Raw genomic sequence first — 14903 nt, 5'->3', positions numbered from 1 at the left:
GTCTCACACGCTCGGCGTGCCGGAGGTGGCGCGCAGCAGGGGCGGGCCGAATGGATGACACGTGTCCGGGTGCGGGGATCGACCCCGGTGGGGTATCGAACAAACGTTTCGCACGAATATTCGAATTGCTCTATGGTGGAGACGGGGGTGATGTTCGCCGAGTGAAAGCAGGAGGCCGCGGGTGCCCGGTTTTACGCATCTGCACACCGTTTCGGGGTTCTCCATGCGCTACGGAGCCTCCCATCCCGGGCGGCTGGCGGAGCGTGCCGCCGAGCGGGGCATGGACGCCCTCGCCCTGACCGACCGCGACACCCTCGCGGGCGCGGTGCGGTTCGCGAAAGCGTGCACGGAGGCCGGGATCCGGCCGCTGTTCGGGGTCGACCTGGCCGTGTCGGCCGCGGCGCGCCCGGGCGGATCCGCGGGTCCGGGGGGATCCGCGGGTCAGGCCGGATCCGGGGGTCCGGGCCCCGCCGGTGAGGCCTCTTACCGCCGCCGCAACCCCGTCAAGGGCGGGGCCTTCGTCGACGAGTCCGCCCCGCGCGCGGTCTTCCTGGCCCGGGACGGCGCCGCCGGATGGGCCGAGCTGTGCCGGCTCGTCACCGCCGCGCACGCCTCGCACGCGGCGGCCGGCGCCGCGGGGCCGCCGGTCCTCCCCTGGAGCGCCCTGCGCGACACCCTCGGCCCCCACGGCGTGAGCGGCGTGTTCGTGTTGCTCGGCCCCGACTCCGAGGTCGGCCGGGCACTCGCCGCCGGACGGCCCGACCGGGCGGCCCGGCTGCTCGCGCCCTGGCGGGAGGTCTACGGCGACGCGCTGCGCCTGGAGGCCGTCCACCACGGCCGCGCCGGCACCGGGCCCGGCTCCCTGCGGCTGGCCGCCCGTACGGTCGGCTTCGCCGCCGAGCACGGCATCCCGGCCGTACTGACCAACGCCGTCCGCTACGCCGACCCCGGCCAGGGCCCGGTCGCCGACGTCCTCGACGCGGCCCGGCGGCTGATTCCCGTCGACCCCCGCAAACCGCTGGACGGCGGCGAGCGCTGGCTCAAGCCCCCCGACGCCATGGCCGAGGCCGCCGACCGGATCGCCCGGGCGGCCGGCCAGCGCCCCGCCGACGCGCGCCGGCTGCTCGCGGAGACCCGGCGTACCGCGGAGGCCTGCGCGGTGGACCCCGAGGACGACCTCGGCATCGGCTCCGTGCACTTCCCCGAGGCCCGGCTCGTCGGCGCCGCCCACCGCACCGCCCAGCGGGTCCTCGCCTCCCGGGCCTCCGCGGGCATGGTGCTGCGCGGATACGCCAACGGCCCCGACAGCCCCGAGTACTGGGAGCGGATGCACCACGAGCTCGACATCATCGCCTACCACGGGTACGCCTCCTACTTCCTGACGGTCGCTCAAGTGGTGCATGACGTAAGGGAGATGGGCATCCGGGTGGCCGCCCGCGGATCCGGCGCCGGATCCCTCGTCAACCACCTGCTCGGCATCGCGCACGCCGACCCCGTCGCGCACGGCCTGCTGATGGAGCGCTTCCTCTCCAAGCGCCGCCACGTCCTGCCCGACATCGACATCGACGTGGAGTCCGCCCGCCGGCTGGAGGTCTACCGGCGGATCATCGACCGGTTCGGCACCGAGCGCGTCGCCACCGTCTCCATGCCCGAGACCTACCGGGTCCGGCACGCCATCCGCGACGTGGGCGCCGCCCTGTCCATGGAACCGGCCGCCGTCGACCGGCTCGCCAAGGCCTTCCCGCACATCCGGGCCCGCGACGCCCGCGCCGCGCTGGAGGAACTGCCCGAACTGCGTGACGTGCGCGGGGAGTCGTACGGGAGGCTGTGGGAGCTCGTCGAGGCGCTGGACGCGCTGCCGCGCGGGATCGCCATGCACCCGTGCGGGGTCCTGCTCTCCGACGCCTCGCTGCTCGCCCGCACCCCGGTGGTGCCCACCAGCGGCGAGGGGCTGCCGATGTCCCAGTTCGACAAGGACGACGTGGAGGAGCTCGGGCTGCTCAAGCTCGACGTGCTGGGCGTACGGATGCAGTCCGCGATGGCGCACGCGGTCGCCGAACTGCGGCGGACGACGGGGGAGGAGCTGGACCTGGACGACCCGGCGCAGGTGCCGCCGGGCGACGAGGCGACGTACGAGCTGATCCGCTCCGCCGAGACGCTGGGCTGCTTCCAGATCGAGTCGCCGGGCCAGCGCGACCTGGTGGGCCGGCTCCAGCCGGCCACCTTCCACGACCTGGTCGTGGACATCTCGCTGTTCAGGCCGGGGCCGGTGGCCGCCGACATGGTGCGGCCGTTCATCGAAGCCCGGCACGGGCGGGCCCCGGTCCGCTTCCCGCACCCGGACCTGGCCGACGCGCTGCGCGAGACGTACGGGGTGGTGGTCTTCCACGAGCAGATCATCGAGATCGTGCACACCATGACCGGCTGCGGCCGGGACGAGGCGGACCGGGTGCGGCGCGGGCTCTCGGATCCGCAGTCGCAGGGGCGGATCAAGGTCTGGTTCGCGGCGACGGCCGCCGGGCGCGGTTACCCGGCCGAAGTGATCGCCCGTACCTGGGAGATCGTCGAGGCCTTCGGCTCGTACGGCTTCTGCAAGGCGCACGCGGTGGCCTTCGCGGTGCCCACGTACCAGTCGGCCTGGCTCAAGGCCCACCACCCGGCGGCGTTCTACGCCGGGCTGCTCACGCACGATCCGGGCATGTACCCGAAGCGGCTGCTGCTGGCGGACGCGCGGCGCCGGGGCGTGCCCGTGCTGCCGCTGGACGTGAACCGGTCGGCGGTCGCCCACCGTATCGAACTGGTGTCCGGTAAGGGCTGGGGGCTGCGGCTCGCGCTGTCCGACGTCCACGGCATCGGCGAGGCGGAGGCGGCCCGGATCGAGGACGGGCAGCCGTACGCCTCGCTGCGCGACTTCTGGGACCGGGCGCATCCGGGCCGGCCGGTCGCCGAACGCCTCGCGCAGGTCGGCGCGTTGGACTCCTTCGGGGCCAACCGCCGCGACCTGCTCCTGCACTTGACGGAACTGCACGGCGCCTCGCGGGCGCACGCCGCCCGCGGCAGCTCCCAGCTCCCGCTGGACGGCGGCCTGTCCACCGCCGCCATCGGCCTGCCCGACCTGAACGAGGCCGAGCGGCTCAGTGCCGAACTGGGCGTCCTCGGCATGGATGCCTCGCGGCACCTGATGGGCGACCACCAGGCCTTCCTGGCCGAGCTGGGCGTGGTCCCGGCGCACCGGCTGCGGGAGGTCGAGCACGGCCGGACCGTCCTGGTCGCCGGGGCCAAGGCGGCCACCCAGACCCCGCCGATCAGATCCGGCAGGCGGGTCATCTTCACGACCCTGGACGACGGCAGCGGCCTGGTCGACCTGGCCTTCTTCGACGACAGCCACGACGCCTGCGCGCACACCGTCTTCCACTCCTTCCTGCTGCTCGTACGGGGAGTCGTGCAGCGGCGCGGCCCGCAGAGCCTGAGCGTCGTCGGAGCGGCGGCCTGGAACCTGTCGGAGCTGATCGAACTGCGCGGGCAGCGCGGCCTGGAAGCCGTCACCGCCCACCTCTCGCAGCCGGTGACGACGGAGCCCGGGGCAGCGTCCTCCACGGACTCCGGGCGCCGCATCCACCTGCCCACCGGCTACGAGATGAACCCCTGGGCCGACCTCCGGCCGCCCGGCGAGGGCGCCCTGACCGGCCGCAAGCTGTGGCACTCCAGCCCGGGGAGCGCGGGATGACCGGCACCTCGCGCAGCGCGGTCCGCGGGAGCGCGGTCCTGCACCTCCGGTGCGCCGCGGCCCTGCCGGAGGAGGGGTACCGGGAGGTCCTGGAGCTGCTGCGGGAGTTCTCCCCGCTGGTCCAGGCACTGCCGCCCCGCTCGGCACTGGTCCAGGTCCGCGGCGCCCAGCGGTACTTCGGCGCGGACGCGGGCCGGATCGCCGAGGTCGTACGGCTGCGCGCGGTCGCCCGGCTGGGCACGGACGTACGGATCGGGGTGGCCGGCACCTGGGCGGTGGCCTCGATGGCCTCCGCGCGGGTCCCCGGCCCCGGCGGAGTGCTGAGCGTGCCCGACGGGGCGGTGTCCGGCTTCCTGGGGCCGCTGCCGGTGGAGGCGCTGTACGGCATCGGCTCCCAACAGGCGGCGGTGCTGCGCGGGTACGGACTGCACACGGTCGGCGCGCTGGCCGCCGTACCGCCCGGGGTCGTCGAGCGGGTCCTTGGCCGGCGGGCGGGCCGGCCCGCCGCGGAGCGCGCCCGCGGCATCGACCCGCGCCCCGTCACCCCGCAGGGCCTGCCGCCGTCGGCCGCGGTCCGGACCGGCTTCGCCCGGCACGAACTGGACGGCCCCCTCGCGCGCGCCGAACTGCTCGGCCTCGCCGTACGGCTGGGGGCGCTGCTGCGCGGCCGCCGCCAGGCCGCCCGGTCCCTGTCGCTGACCCTGCAGTTCGCCGGCGGCACCCGCTGGGAGAAGTCCCGGCGGCTCGCCGAGCCCTCCGCGCACGACGAGGACCTGCGGGCCCTCGCGTACCGGCTGCTGGACGCGGCCGGCCTGCAACGGGCCCGGCTGACCGGGATGGTGCTGCGCGCCGAGGACCTCACGGGCGCGGAGAAGGCGGCCCGGCAGATCTCCCTGGACCCGGTCCGCGAGGCCCGGCTGACGGTGGAGGCGGCCATCGACCGCGCGAACGCCCGCTTCGGTGCGGGCACGGTCCGTCCCGCGGCGACGTTCGCCGCATCGGCGTAGCACCCGGCGGAGGTCTGCCGCAGCACTGGCGCGGCGCTGGAGCGCGGCTTGCGACACGCATCTTTTACTGACGCGTAACTTCCTTGTTTTGCTACCCGCCCGTAATTTGGCGACAGCAGCCCCCCTTGTGATCCGGATCACGGGACGAGCCCCCACATCATCCCCACTCACCCCCACGCATTCCCCTTGAGCCGCAAGGAGATCACACGATGCTGCCCTGGAGACGCCTGCTCCGCCTGCTGGCCGTCCTCACCCTCACCGCCGCCGCGCTCGTCGCCCCCACCGCCGCCGCGCAGGCCGCGTCCGCACCGAGCAGCGGCTGGAACAACTGGTCCTGCAAGCCGTCCGCCGCCCACCCCCGGCCCGTCGTACTCGTACACGGCACCTTCGGCAACTCCATCGACAACTGGCTGGGCCTCGCGCCGTACCTCGTCCACCGCGGGTACTGCGTCTACTCGCTCGACTACGGTCAACTGCCCGGCGTACCCCTCTTCAACGGGCTCGGTCCCATCGACAAGTCCGCCGGACAGCTCTCCGTCTTCGTCGACAAGGTGCTCGCCTCCACCGGCGCCGCCGAGACCGACCTCATCGGCCACTCCCAGGGCGGCATGATGCCGCGCTACTACCTGAAGTTCCTCGGCGGCGCCGCCAAGGTCAACGCGCTGATCGGGCTCGCCCCCGACAACCACGGCACGGACCTGAACGGGCTCGCCCAACTGCTCCCGTACTTCCCCGGAGCCGAGGACCTGATCAGCGCCGCGACACCCGGACTCGCCGACCAGATCGCCGGGTCGGCTTTCCAGAACAAGCTGAACGCGGGCGGGGACACCGTTCCCGGCGTCAAGTACACCGTGATCGCGACCAAGTACGACGAGGTGGTCACCCCCTACCGCAGCGCGTTCCTCGACGGGCCGGACGTACGCAACGTGGTGCTCCAGGACATGTGCCTCCTTGACCTTTCGGAGCACGTGGCCATCGGCCTCACCGACCGGATCGCCTGGCACGAGGCGGCCAACGCCCTCGACCCGGCGCACGCCGGACGGACCACCTGCGCGTCGGTCTTCGACTGACGCGGCAGACGGTCCGTCCGGCGTGAACCCCGCCCTGGACTAGCGGCCGCGGCGGCCCGGCGTCGCACGGCGCCGGGCCAGGCCGAACAGCACGGCCGCACCGACGGCCAGGATGCCCGCCCCGGCGATCGCGATCGCCGGGGTGGTGCTGCTGGCGCCCGTCTCCGCGAGGTGGGTGCCCTGTGCGGGGACCGGCGACTCGGCGGTCTCGGCGTTCGTCTTGGGGTCGTTGTCGCCGTGGCCGTTGTGCTCCACCGTGGACTTGTCCGCGCCGTCGGCGATCTGCTCGTCGGTCGGGGCCTGGGGGCCGCTCTCGTCCGAAGGCTCCGCGGAGGGCTGCTGCGAGGGCTGCTGCGAGGGCTGCCGCGACGGCTGGGTGCTCGGCTTCGAGCCGGGCTTCGTGCTCGGCGTGGCGGTGGAACCGCCCCCGCTGCCGCCGTTGTCCTTGCCGAACACCACGTCCGAGCAGGTGTAGAAGGCCTCGGGGCTGTCCGAGCGCTGCCAGACGCTGTAGATCAGGTGGCGGCCCGACTTGTTCGGGACCGTGCCGGAGAAGACGTAGTCGCCGTTCTGCATGCCCGGGTCGGTGACCTTCACGAACGGCGCGGGCTCCAGGTCCGACCACTTCAGCGGCTTCGACGGGTCGTACCCGTCCTTCGTCACGTACAGCTCGAAGGAGCCCTTGTGCGGGGCGGTCCCCTTGTAGCGGAAGGTGTGCGCGCCCGCCGCCATCGGGCTCGCCGGCCAGTCGGCGCGGGCCAGGTCCAGGCCCTTGTACTTGGGGTTGGCGGCCGAGCACAACTGCCCGTCCGGGATCAGGGACTTGCTCTGGCCGGCCGCGTTGGCGATGTTCACCGCGTTCCAGTCGTAGAACGCCTGCGTCCCGCTCGCCGCCACCGCCGCCTTGCAGGCCGCCGACTTCGGGGCCTCCGGCCCCTCCGCGTAGCACGCCGCCACCCGGCTGACCGGGTCCGTCATCGAACCGTGGGCCGCCGCGGGCGCCGCGGCGTACGCGGCCACCGCGAGGGGGGCCAGCGCGACGGACGCGATACGGGTGGCGGTGCGGCGTGCGGGCATGGTGGATCTCCTTCGGGCGCAAGGCAGGGGTGCGCCGGGAGACCCGGGCTGTGCGGCGCCGCCCCCTACGGGGTCGCGGCGCCGCCTCCGGCCCTCCCTGGCCCAGCCAAACTAACCGCCCGCACCCCGGGTTTCCCCGGCTCCGGGGCCCGGAAGGTGATCCTTAGGATCCGCTTAAGGAACCACTAAGCGTGCCCACAGGAAGCGCTGTCGGCTAGGCCAGCAGTGCGTTCAGCCCCGCCGCCGTCCGAGCCTGCGCGTCCAGGGCGTCGAGGGCCCGTACGGCCTCGGCCGCCGCCTCGGGGTCGGTCTCGGCGAGGCCGCTCTCGGCGAACTCGTCCTCGTCCAGCCGCAGCACGGACGTGCCGTCGGCCGAGACCCACAGGTCGAGGTCCAGGTCCTCGACCACGATCACGCCGTCCTCCACCACGGCCGGGCGGGTGACGTCGCAGTACCAGCCCTTGAGGACGCCCTCGCCGGTGCGCACCTCCTTGACCGCGTACCAGCGGTCGCGCCAGAAGTGCTCGGTGAACACATCACCCGGCTCGAAGCGCACGAAGCCGAAGTCCCGTACGCCTTCTGCCGCCCAGGGGGCGCGCACGGAGATCCGGCTGCCGGTGTCGGCGACCAGGTCCGCGGGGTAGCGGATCTTGGTACGGCCGGCCTTGACCAGGGCGACGGTGAGCTGTTCGGTCATGTTCTCGTGGTCTCCAGCTTCTTCGCGTAGCGCGTCTCGGTCGCGCAGATCTCGTACCCGAACCATTGGTTGACGGCGAGCATCGGCGCGTTCCCGGTGTCGTTGCCGGTGAACGCCTCCGTGTAGCCGGCCGCGCGGGCCCGGCGCAGGGAATCGGTCTTGGCGAGCTTAGCCAGGCCCCGGCCGCGGAAGGCCCGCAGGGTGCCGGTCATCCCCGAGCCGTAGCGGGTGGCGCCGTCGCTCTGCGCGGCCGTGAAGGCGGCGACCGAACCGTCCACGAGGACAACGGTGCTGAGGTCCTTGTCGAGGTTCGGGTTGTTCCAGGTGTGCCGCACCCAGTCCTCGTAGTCGTCGAACTCGGCCTGCACGTCCCCCGGTTCGTCGAGCGTGGTCTCGGCGTCGGCCTCGAAGAGCGGCCGCGGGTCGGCGGCGAAGGCCGAGCCGGGGCGCAGCTCCACCCCGGCGGGCAGCGGGTCCGGGAGCGCGGGCAGCGCGGCCGAGGTCAGGTCCAGGCGCAGGAAGTGCGCGGAGCGGCCGACCCGGTAGCCGCGCCGCTCGGCGAAGGCGCGGTGGGCGGGCTCGTCGAGGACCCAGGCGTACGAGTCCGACGCGCCCTCGGCGACGAGGTGTTCCTCGGCCGCGCGCAGCAGGCCGGTCCCGGCGCCGAGGCCGCGGTGCGCGGGGTCGACGTAGGCGTTGACGAAGCCCTGGCCGGGCTCGGGGCTGTCGTAGGCGATGCCGGCCTGGGCGGTGCCGATGGCGAGGCCGTCCCCGTTCTCGGCGAGGAGCAGGCGGTAGCGCTTGTCGGGGTGGGCGGAGTCCAGCTGGAAGGCGACCCCGCGGGCGGTGGTGATCATGAAGGGCAGGGCCGCGCGGAGCACCCGTACGACGGCCTCCGTGTCGGAGGCGTCGCCCGGGCGCAGGTCGCGGATCGATACGGTCATGCCCCGGACCGTACGGGCGGTGCGGGACGGATGCCTGCGGATTTCGGGGGTGATGGGGGAGAATCAGCCGCGTGACCTCGACGAACCTGAAGATCCGGATTGACGGCGCGGCCGGCGCCGCCGCCCCGTACGAGCAGCTGCGCGCGCAGATCGCGGACCGTGCGCGGTCGGGGAAGCTGCCGACGGGGTTCAAGCTGCCCACGGTGCGGGGGCTGGCGGAGGAGCTCGGGCTGGCGGCGAACACGGTCGCCAAGGCGTACCGGGCGCTGGAGGCCGACGGGGTCATCGAGACGCGGGGCCGCCATGGCACGTTCGTCGCGGCGGCGGGGGAAGGGGCCTCCCGCGAGGCCGCGGCGGCCGGCCAGGCGTACGCGGACCGGGTCCACCGGCTGGGCCTGACCCTGGAGGAGGCCACGGCGGCCGCCGCCGACGCCCTCCGGGCGCGGTACGGCCAGTAAGTCCGCCCGCGGCGCGGCCCCCTGGGACGCAGCCCGCAGTGCCGCTACAGGTAAAGACCCGCGTCGGCGTCGTGCCCCTGGGCCGGGAGGAGGGCCGTCGGGCCCGTGGCGCCTCGGCGGAGGGCGAAGAGTTCGGCCAGGGTGGCGCCCTCGCGGGGGACGCCCTCGTCCGTGCCCAGCCAGTCCACCGCCTCGCGGTGCGTCAGCCGGCCGACCTCGATGCGGGCCAGGCAGCGGCCCGGCCGCACGACCGCGGGGTGCAGGCGCTCCAGGTCCTCGTTGGTGGTGACCCCGACCAGGACGTTGCGCCCCTGGCCCAGCAGGCCGTCCGTCAGGTTGAGCAGCCGGGACAGCGCCTGCCCGGCGGTGTGCCGGGCCTCGCCGCGGATCAGCTCGTCGCAGTCCTCCAGCAGCAGCAGCCGCCAGCGGCCCTTCGCCGTGCCCTCGTCCTCGCCGATCGCGATGTCCATCAGGTAGCCGACGTCGTTGAACAGCCGCTCCGGGTCCAGGACGCAGTCCACCTGGCACCAGTCCCGCCATGAGCGGGCCAGCGTCCGCAGGGCCGAGGTCTTCCCGGTGCCCGGCGGACCGTGCAGCAGCAGCAGCCGGCCCGCGATGTCGTCGGGGGTGACCTTCATCAGCCGGTCCATGGCCCCCGCCACCGGCGCCGTGTAGTTGGGCCGCACCTCCGCCCACGTACCGGCCGCGATCTGACGCGTCGTACGGTACGGGCCGCGGCGCGGGGAGACGTACCAGAAGCCCATCGTGACGTTCTCCGGCTGCGGTGCGGGCTCGTCCTGCACCCCCTCCGTGGCCTTGCCGAGCACCCCGGCGGCGAGTTCGTCGCTGACCGCGGTCACCGTCACGTCCGCGCCCCGGCTCCAGCGGGAGACGAGCATGGTCCAGCCGTCGCCCTCCGCGAGCGTCGCGCTGCGGTCGGTGTCGCGCGCCGAGCGCAGCACGGTGGCCTCGGGCGGCAGCAGGCTCGCGTCGGCCTTCACCCGCTCGATCGACACGCTGTGCGAGTACGGCTGCTCGCCGGACGCGAACCGGCCGAGGAACAGCGCATCGACGACGTCGGACGGCGAGTCGCTGTCGTCGACGTTGAGCCGGATCGGCAGCGCGTCATGCGGGTTGGCTGGCATGGCGCCCATGATCCGGCACGAAGTGTCCTCATGCACCCGTGTTTCGCCGGATCGGGTGCCCAAGTTCCCTCTTCAAACGCATCGGACGTGAAGATTCGGACCGCAACTCCACCCCGAACATTCTTGGCATGGACGCTTCCTGCGGCTCCCGTCTCCCAGTACCACGGACTCAGGAGTAACCCCCACAAGGAGCCGCACACATGAGCATGAGAATGTCGCGCTTCGCAGCCTTGACCTCCTCGCTGTTACTCGCCGCGGGCGCCGCCCTGTTCGGCGCCGGCCAGGCCGCCGCCTCGGCGGACTTCGGCTACGTCGCCCTCGGCGACTCGTACTCCTCCGGCGTCGGCGCCGGCAACTACGACAGCGGGAGCGGCGACTGCAAACGCACCACCCGTGCCTACCCGGCCCTGTGGGCCGCCGCCCATTCCCCCCAGACCTTCTCCTTCACCGCCTGCTCGGGCGCCCGTACGGGTGATGTGCTCGCCGGCCAGCTCGGCCCGCTGAACTCCGGCACCGACCTGGTCAGCATCACCATCGGCGGCAACGACGCGGGCTTCGCCGACGTCATGACGACCTGTGTGCTCCAGTCGGAGTCCACCTGCGTCAGCCGCGTCAACCAGGCCAAGGCGTACGTCGACTCCACCCTCCCCGGCCAGCTCGACCAGGTCTACGACGCCATCCACGCCAAGGCGCCGAACGCCCGCGTGGTCGTCCTCGGCTATCCCCGCTTCTACAAGCTCAACGGGTCCTGCGTCACCGGCCTCACCGAGGGCGAGCGCACCGCCATCAACGGCGGTTCCGACTACCTGAACGCCGCCGTCGCCAAACGCGCCGCCAACCACGGCTTCGCCTTCGCCTCGCTGGTCGGCGCCTTCACCGGCCACGAGATCTGCTCCGGCGACGCGTGGCTGCACAGTCTCAACTGGCTCAACATCGGCGAGTCCTACCACCCCACCGCCGCCGGACACTCCGGCGGCTACCTGCCCGCCTTCACCAACGCGGCCTGACGCTCACTCGTCCAGTGCCCCGCCTTCGGCGGCCTGACCCGACTTCGTCGGGCCCGGTGACGCGGGCGGACCGGACGCGCCGGGCGTTCCGGGCGTTCCGGGTGTTCCAGGGGAGGAGGCCCCGTCCGCCGGGGCCTCTTCCTCGCACGTCACGGAGAACTCCACCCAGTCCGAGGTGCTTTCCTCCGGCGCCCGGACCTCCAGCCTGACCGCGTCCTCGAAGGTCGCGCTCGCGAAGTACGTCAGCTCCGTGTGCTCCAGCTTCCTGCTCGAGGGCCCGCCCGCCTCGTACGTGACGGACTGCCAGCCCGGCCCCGTGGTCACCCCGCTGCGCGTGGCCCAGCGGTACTCCAGCACGGCGGGCGTCCCGTCCACCTCGACGGTGGCGCTGAAGGCGGGCGCCCGGTCGGCCGGCGGGGGGCAGCTGCCGCTGTAGGTGTCCCGTACGGCCGTCACCGCGGACACGGTGACGTGCGGCGCGGGGGTGGCCGACGGGGAGGCGGAGGGGCTCGGGGAGGGCGACGGGCTCTCCGAAGGGGAGGTGGAGGGGGAGGCCGACTGCGAGGCGGTCGGAGCGTCCGTCGGGCTGTCGCCGCCGTCCCCGCCCGAGCCCTCGCGGTCCTTCAGCGCCAGCCAGGCCAGCGCGACCAGGGCCAGCGCGAGTACGAAGATCCCGGCCGTCAGGACCAGCCCGGCCCGTCCCTTCCGGGCCGGCTCCGGGGCGGGCCCCCGGGCCGCCGCGGGTCCGGGCATCGGCATCGGCATCGGCGGGGTCGGCCCGCCGGGCCCGCCGTGCGCGCCGTACGCACCGGGTCCGCCCTGCTCGTCGTGCCGGTGGGGCACGATGGCGGTCGGCGAGTCCGGCCCCGACACCGGCCCGCCGGAGGCCCGAACGGTCCCGCCCGCGCCGATGATCCGCAGCATCCGGGCCGCCTCGGCCGCGGGCAGCCGCTCGGCGGGGTCCTTGCGCAGCAGCCCCGCCAGTACGGGCTCCAGCGCGCCGGCCCGCCGCGGCGGCGGGAACTCCTCGTCCACCACCGCCCGCAGCGTGGACAGCGGGGTGTCGTGGCGGAAGGGCGAGACCCCCTCGACGGCCGCGTAGAGCATCACCCCGAGCGCCCACAGGTCCGACTCGGGACCCGGCTCGCGGCCGAGTGCCCGCTCCGGCGCCAGGAATTCGGGGGAGCCGATCACCTCGCCCGTCATCGTGATGGAGGAGGAACCCTCCAGGCTCGCGATCCCGAAGTCGCTCAGCACCACCCGGCCGTCATTGGCGATCAGCACGTTGCCGGGCTTCACGTCCCGGTGCAGCACCCCCGCCTCGTGCGCGGAGCGCAGCGCGGCCAGCACCTGCTCGCCGATGTGCGCGGCCCGCTGCGGGGTGAGCGGCCCCTCGGCCTCCAGCACGTCCGCCAGGGTGAGCCCGCGCACCAGCTCCATCACGATCCAGGGCCGGCCGCCCTCGGTCGCCACGTCGTAGACGGTGACGACCCCGCGGTGCGAGACCCGGGCCGCGGCCCAGGCCTCCCGCTCGAGCCGCCGGTACATCCGGCTCACGTCGGCCTCGTCCAGCCCGGCCGGCGCCCGTACCTCCTTGACCGCCACCTCGCGGCCGAGCAGTTCGTCCCGGGCCCGCCACACGATGCCCATGCCGCCCCGGCCGAGCGGGCCCAGCAGGCGGTACCGGCCGGCGATGACCCGCTCGCCGTCCGTCTCCCCATCCGAGCGAGCCTCATTCACGGGAGCCCCCCAATGCGTTACTGGTTGATCACTCCAAGTTAGCGCAGTGCGCGCTGAGTGACTCCCGCCGCGCAGGGAGTCCGCATGGCGTCGAAATTGTGCGGAGAGTAACCGTCGACTCCGCTGAGTAATCGTCAACTCCCCGTTGTGGTAGGGGTAATTCACACCACCGGGATACCCGGGCGCGACGCGGGGGCGATAGGGTTAACCTGCCCGGGCCGGGTGCCCTCGTACGGGTGGGGAGAGACATGGAACAGATAGCAATGCGCAGCAGGCCGCCTCGCGTGCCTGCCATCACCTGCGGCAGCAGCGCGACCAGCTCGCGCCTCGACCGCCATCTCGCCGTGTTGGGCGGCCCCGCCGTCCCGCAGCGCGAGGCCGCCGAGGCGACGCTGCTGATGCGCGAGCTCACCTCCCGCGACCACACGCACCGTCTGCGGAGCCGGAGCGCGCGCGTCTCGCTCTTCGCGCCGCTGCGCCGTCTGCGTCGCACGCTCTTCGGCAGCCGCCGCTCGTAACTGTCCCCGAAGCGACGCCGTTTCGTCCCGGCCTGATTCACCCGATCACACCGTCCCGGCGCAATGCCGCGATCTGTGCGCCCGTCATCCCCAGGGCGCCCAGCAGGGCTTCGGTGTGCTCGCCGAGCGCGGGCACCGCACCCATGTGCGGTGCCGCGCCACCCGGCAGTCCGATGGGCGGCAGCAGGGCCCGCAGTGGACCGGCCGGCGATCCCACCTCCCGCCAGCGGTCCCGCGCCGCCAGCTGTGGATGCCCGGCCAGCCGGGCCACCGAGTTCAGCCGTGCGCAGGCCAGGCCCGCCGCCTCCAGTGCGGCGATCGCCTCGTCCGCGCCCAGCCGGACCAGCGCCTCGGCCACCACCGCGTCGGTCTTCTCCCGGTTCGCGGTGCGCGCCGCGTTCGTCGCGTACGCCGGGTCGAGCGCCAACTCCGGCCGCTCCAGGACCTGTTCGGCGAGGCGGCGCCACTCCCGGTCGTTCTGCACCGACAGCAGCACCCGGTCGCCGTCCGCCGTCGGGTAGGCGTCGTAGGGGGCGATCACCGCGTGCGCCAGGCCGGTGCGTACCGGCTCCTGCCCGCCGTGCATCGTCAGGTGCAGCGGATGGCCCATCCACTCGGCCAGCGCGTCCAGCATCGACACCTCAACCCTGCCCCCGCGCCCCGTGGTCCCGCGCCGCAGCAGGGCCGCGAGCACCCCTGAGAAGGTGTACATGGCGGCCGCGATGTCAGCCGCCGGGATGCCCGCCTTGACGGGCTGCTCCGGGGTGCCGGTCACCGAGACCAGGCCCGCCTCGCACTGCACGAGCATGTCGTAGGCGCGCTTGTGGGCGTACGGGCCTTCGGCGCCGTAGCCGGAGACGTCCACCGCGACCAGCCGCGGATAGCGGGCGCACAGCGCCGCCGAGTCGAGCCCCAGCCGGGCGGCGGCCCCCTGGGCGAGGTTCTGTACGAACACGTCGGCGCCGTCGAGCAGCCCGTGCAGGACCTCCCGGCCGCGCGGGTCCTTCAGATCGAGCGCGATCGATTCCTTGCCCCGGTTGGCCCAGACGAAGTGCGAGGCCAGCCCGTGCGCGGCGGTGTCGTAGGCGCGCGCGAAATCGCCGCCGTCGGGCCGCTCGACCTTGATGACGCGGGCGCCGAGGTCGGCGAGCTGGCGGGTGGCGAACGGGGCCGAGACGGCCTGTTCGACGGCGACGACGGTGATGCCGTCCAGGGGGAGGGGCTCGGTGGTGGTCATGGCGCCCTGCCTACCGGGTGGAGGGCGGTCTGTCACCCGTGTGCGGTGCGAAATGCACACTGATGATCAGTTCGCGTGCGTAATGTACGGCGTGTCGTCCGTCGACTCGTACGGAAGGGCCGCCCATGGGCCGCCCGGCCGCCCGGCCGCATCGCCCCTCTCCGCCGGAGTGTTCTCGCCGCTGCCCTCGCAACTGGGCATCGACTTCCCGCTCCGGGCGGGCGGAACCCTGGCCGCGCTGGAGTCCACCGGCGCGCGGGTGACCCTGGCCGTTTC

12 protein-coding genes are annotated in these 14903 nt (G+C 73.7%); 6 read left to right on the top strand and 6 right to left on the bottom strand.

Annotated features, from left to right (window positions below; genetic code table 11):
- The first annotated feature begins 181 nt into the window (after positions 1 to 181).
- The 3 genes from ACFWB8_RS10050 to ACFWB8_RS10040 all read left to right on the top strand — a co-directional run bounded on the left by ACFWB8_RS10050 (position 182) and on the right by ACFWB8_RS10040 (position 5804).
- Positions 182 to 3727, top strand: a complete 3546-nt coding sequence (locus ACFWB8_RS10050) for a DNA polymerase III subunit alpha (protein WP_385224110.1) — start codon at positions 182 to 184, stop codon at positions 3725 to 3727.
- Positions 3724 to 4734 carry a hypothetical protein gene (locus ACFWB8_RS10045; protein WP_385224108.1) on the top strand — a complete coding sequence of 337 codons (1011 nt, stop codon included), beginning with the start codon at positions 3724 to 3726 and terminating at the stop codon, positions 4732 to 4734. The genes ACFWB8_RS10050 and ACFWB8_RS10045 overlap by 4 nt, the downstream gene beginning before the upstream one ends.
- Before the next feature lie 209 nt (positions 4735 to 4943).
- Positions 4944 to 5804, top strand: a complete 861-nt coding sequence (locus ACFWB8_RS10040) for an esterase/lipase family protein (RefSeq protein ID WP_385224106.1) — start codon at positions 4944 to 4946, stop codon at positions 5802 to 5804.
- Positions 5805 to 5843: 39 nt separating this feature from the next.
- Here the strand turns inward: ACFWB8_RS10040 and ACFWB8_RS10035 are convergent, their stop codons facing one another.
- The 3 genes from ACFWB8_RS10035 to ACFWB8_RS10025 all read right to left on the bottom strand — a co-directional run bounded on the left by ACFWB8_RS10035 (position 5844) and on the right by ACFWB8_RS10025 (position 8522).
- Positions 5844 to 6881 (bottom strand): lytic polysaccharide monooxygenase, encoded by a 1038-nt coding sequence (locus tag ACFWB8_RS10035; protein ID WP_385224104.1) that lies wholly within the window; start codon positions 6879 to 6881, stop codon positions 5844 to 5846.
- 214 nt (positions 6882 to 7095) lie between these two features.
- Positions 7096 to 7578 (bottom strand): DUF402 domain-containing protein, encoded by a 483-nt coding sequence (locus ACFWB8_RS10030; RefSeq protein WP_385224102.1) that lies wholly within the window; start codon positions 7576 to 7578, stop codon positions 7096 to 7098.
- Positions 7575 to 8522, bottom strand: a complete 948-nt coding sequence (locus ACFWB8_RS10025; protein WP_385224100.1) for a GNAT family N-acetyltransferase — start codon at positions 8520 to 8522, stop codon at positions 7575 to 7577. Before ACFWB8_RS10025 ends, ACFWB8_RS10030 begins: the two co-directional genes overlap by 4 nt.
- Positions 8523 to 8593: 71 nt before the next feature.
- Here ACFWB8_RS10025 and ACFWB8_RS10020 point away from each other — a divergent pair, with 71 nt between their 5' ends.
- On the top strand, positions 8594 to 8980 hold the full coding sequence (locus ACFWB8_RS10020) for a GntR family transcriptional regulator (RefSeq protein ID WP_385224098.1): 387 nt from the start codon (positions 8594 to 8596) through the stop codon (positions 8978 to 8980).
- A 44-nt stretch (positions 8981 to 9024) separates the two neighbouring features.
- On the opposite strand, the gene ACFWB8_RS10015 is transcribed toward ACFWB8_RS10020, so the two are convergent.
- A complete protein-coding gene (locus tag ACFWB8_RS10015; protein WP_385224096.1) occupies positions 9025 to 10125 on the bottom strand; it encodes a DUF5925 domain-containing protein in 1101 nt (366 codons plus the stop codon).
- A 206-nt stretch (positions 10126 to 10331) separates the two neighbouring features.
- Between ACFWB8_RS10015 and ACFWB8_RS10010 the strand changes: the two genes are divergently transcribed.
- Entirely contained in the window at positions 10332 to 11132 is an 801-nt protein-coding gene (locus ACFWB8_RS10010) for an SGNH/GDSL hydrolase family protein (RefSeq protein ID WP_385224202.1), read from the top strand.
- A gap of 3 nt (positions 11133 to 11135) precedes the next feature.
- Here ACFWB8_RS10010 and ACFWB8_RS10005 read toward each other — a convergent pair whose 3' ends face one another.
- Entirely contained in the window at positions 11136 to 12872 is a 1737-nt protein-coding gene (locus ACFWB8_RS10005) for a serine/threonine-protein kinase (protein ID WP_385224094.1), read from the bottom strand.
- A 248-nt stretch (positions 12873 to 13120) separates the two neighbouring features.
- Here ACFWB8_RS10005 and ACFWB8_RS10000 point away from each other — a divergent pair, with 248 nt between their 5' ends.
- Positions 13121 to 13390, top strand: coding sequence for a hypothetical protein (locus tag ACFWB8_RS10000; RefSeq protein WP_385224092.1), 270 nt, complete (start codon positions 13121 to 13123; stop codon positions 13388 to 13390).
- Between the two features lie 37 nt (positions 13391 to 13427).
- Here ACFWB8_RS10000 and ACFWB8_RS09995 read toward each other — a convergent pair whose 3' ends face one another.
- Positions 13428 to 14627: a CaiB/BaiF CoA transferase family protein gene (locus tag ACFWB8_RS09995; protein ID WP_385224090.1), complete on the bottom strand. Its 1200-nt coding sequence runs from the start codon at positions 14625 to 14627 to the stop codon at positions 13428 to 13430.
- Between the last annotated feature and the right edge of the window lie 276 nt (positions 14628 to 14903).

The sequence above is a fragment of the Streptomyces sp. NPDC060031 genome, from assembly GCF_042736805.1.
Taxonomy (GTDB): Bacteria; Actinomycetota; Actinomycetes; order Streptomycetales; family Streptomycetaceae; genus Streptomyces.
Note: the sequence above shows the minus strand (reverse complement) of the source record. Positions and strands in the feature narration are given on the sequence as shown.

Excerpts from the sequence above, each read along its gene's own strand:
- ACFWB8_RS10010 (WP_385224202.1), top strand. The coding sequence starts at position 10,332 with ATGAGAATGTCGCGCTTCGCAGCCTTGACCTCCTCGCTGTTACTCGCC.
- ACFWB8_RS10015 (WP_385224096.1), bottom strand. The coding sequence starts at position 10,125 with ATGCCAGCCAACCCGCATGACGCGCTGCCGATCCGGCTCAACGTCGAC.
- ACFWB8_RS09995 (WP_385224090.1), bottom strand. The coding sequence starts at position 14,627 with ATGACCACCACCGAGCCCCTCCCCCTGGACGGCATCACCGTCGTCGCC.
- ACFWB8_RS10045 (WP_385224108.1), top strand. The coding sequence starts at position 3,724 with ATGACCGGCACCTCGCGCAGCGCGGTCCGCGGGAGCGCGGTCCTGCAC.
- ACFWB8_RS10040 (WP_385224106.1), top strand. The coding sequence starts at position 4,944 with ATGCTGCCCTGGAGACGCCTGCTCCGCCTGCTGGCCGTCCTCACCCTC.
- ACFWB8_RS10025 (WP_385224100.1), bottom strand. The coding sequence starts at position 8,522 with ATGACCGTATCGATCCGCGACCTGCGCCCGGGCGACGCCTCCGACACG.
- ACFWB8_RS10000 (WP_385224092.1), top strand. The coding sequence starts at position 13,121 with ATGGAACAGATAGCAATGCGCAGCAGGCCGCCTCGCGTGCCTGCCATC.
- ACFWB8_RS10030 (WP_385224102.1), bottom strand. The coding sequence starts at position 7,578 with ATGACCGAACAGCTCACCGTCGCCCTGGTCAAGGCCGGCCGTACCAAG.
- ACFWB8_RS10035 (WP_385224104.1), bottom strand. The coding sequence starts at position 6,881 with ATGCCCGCACGCCGCACCGCCACCCGTATCGCGTCCGTCGCGCTGGCC.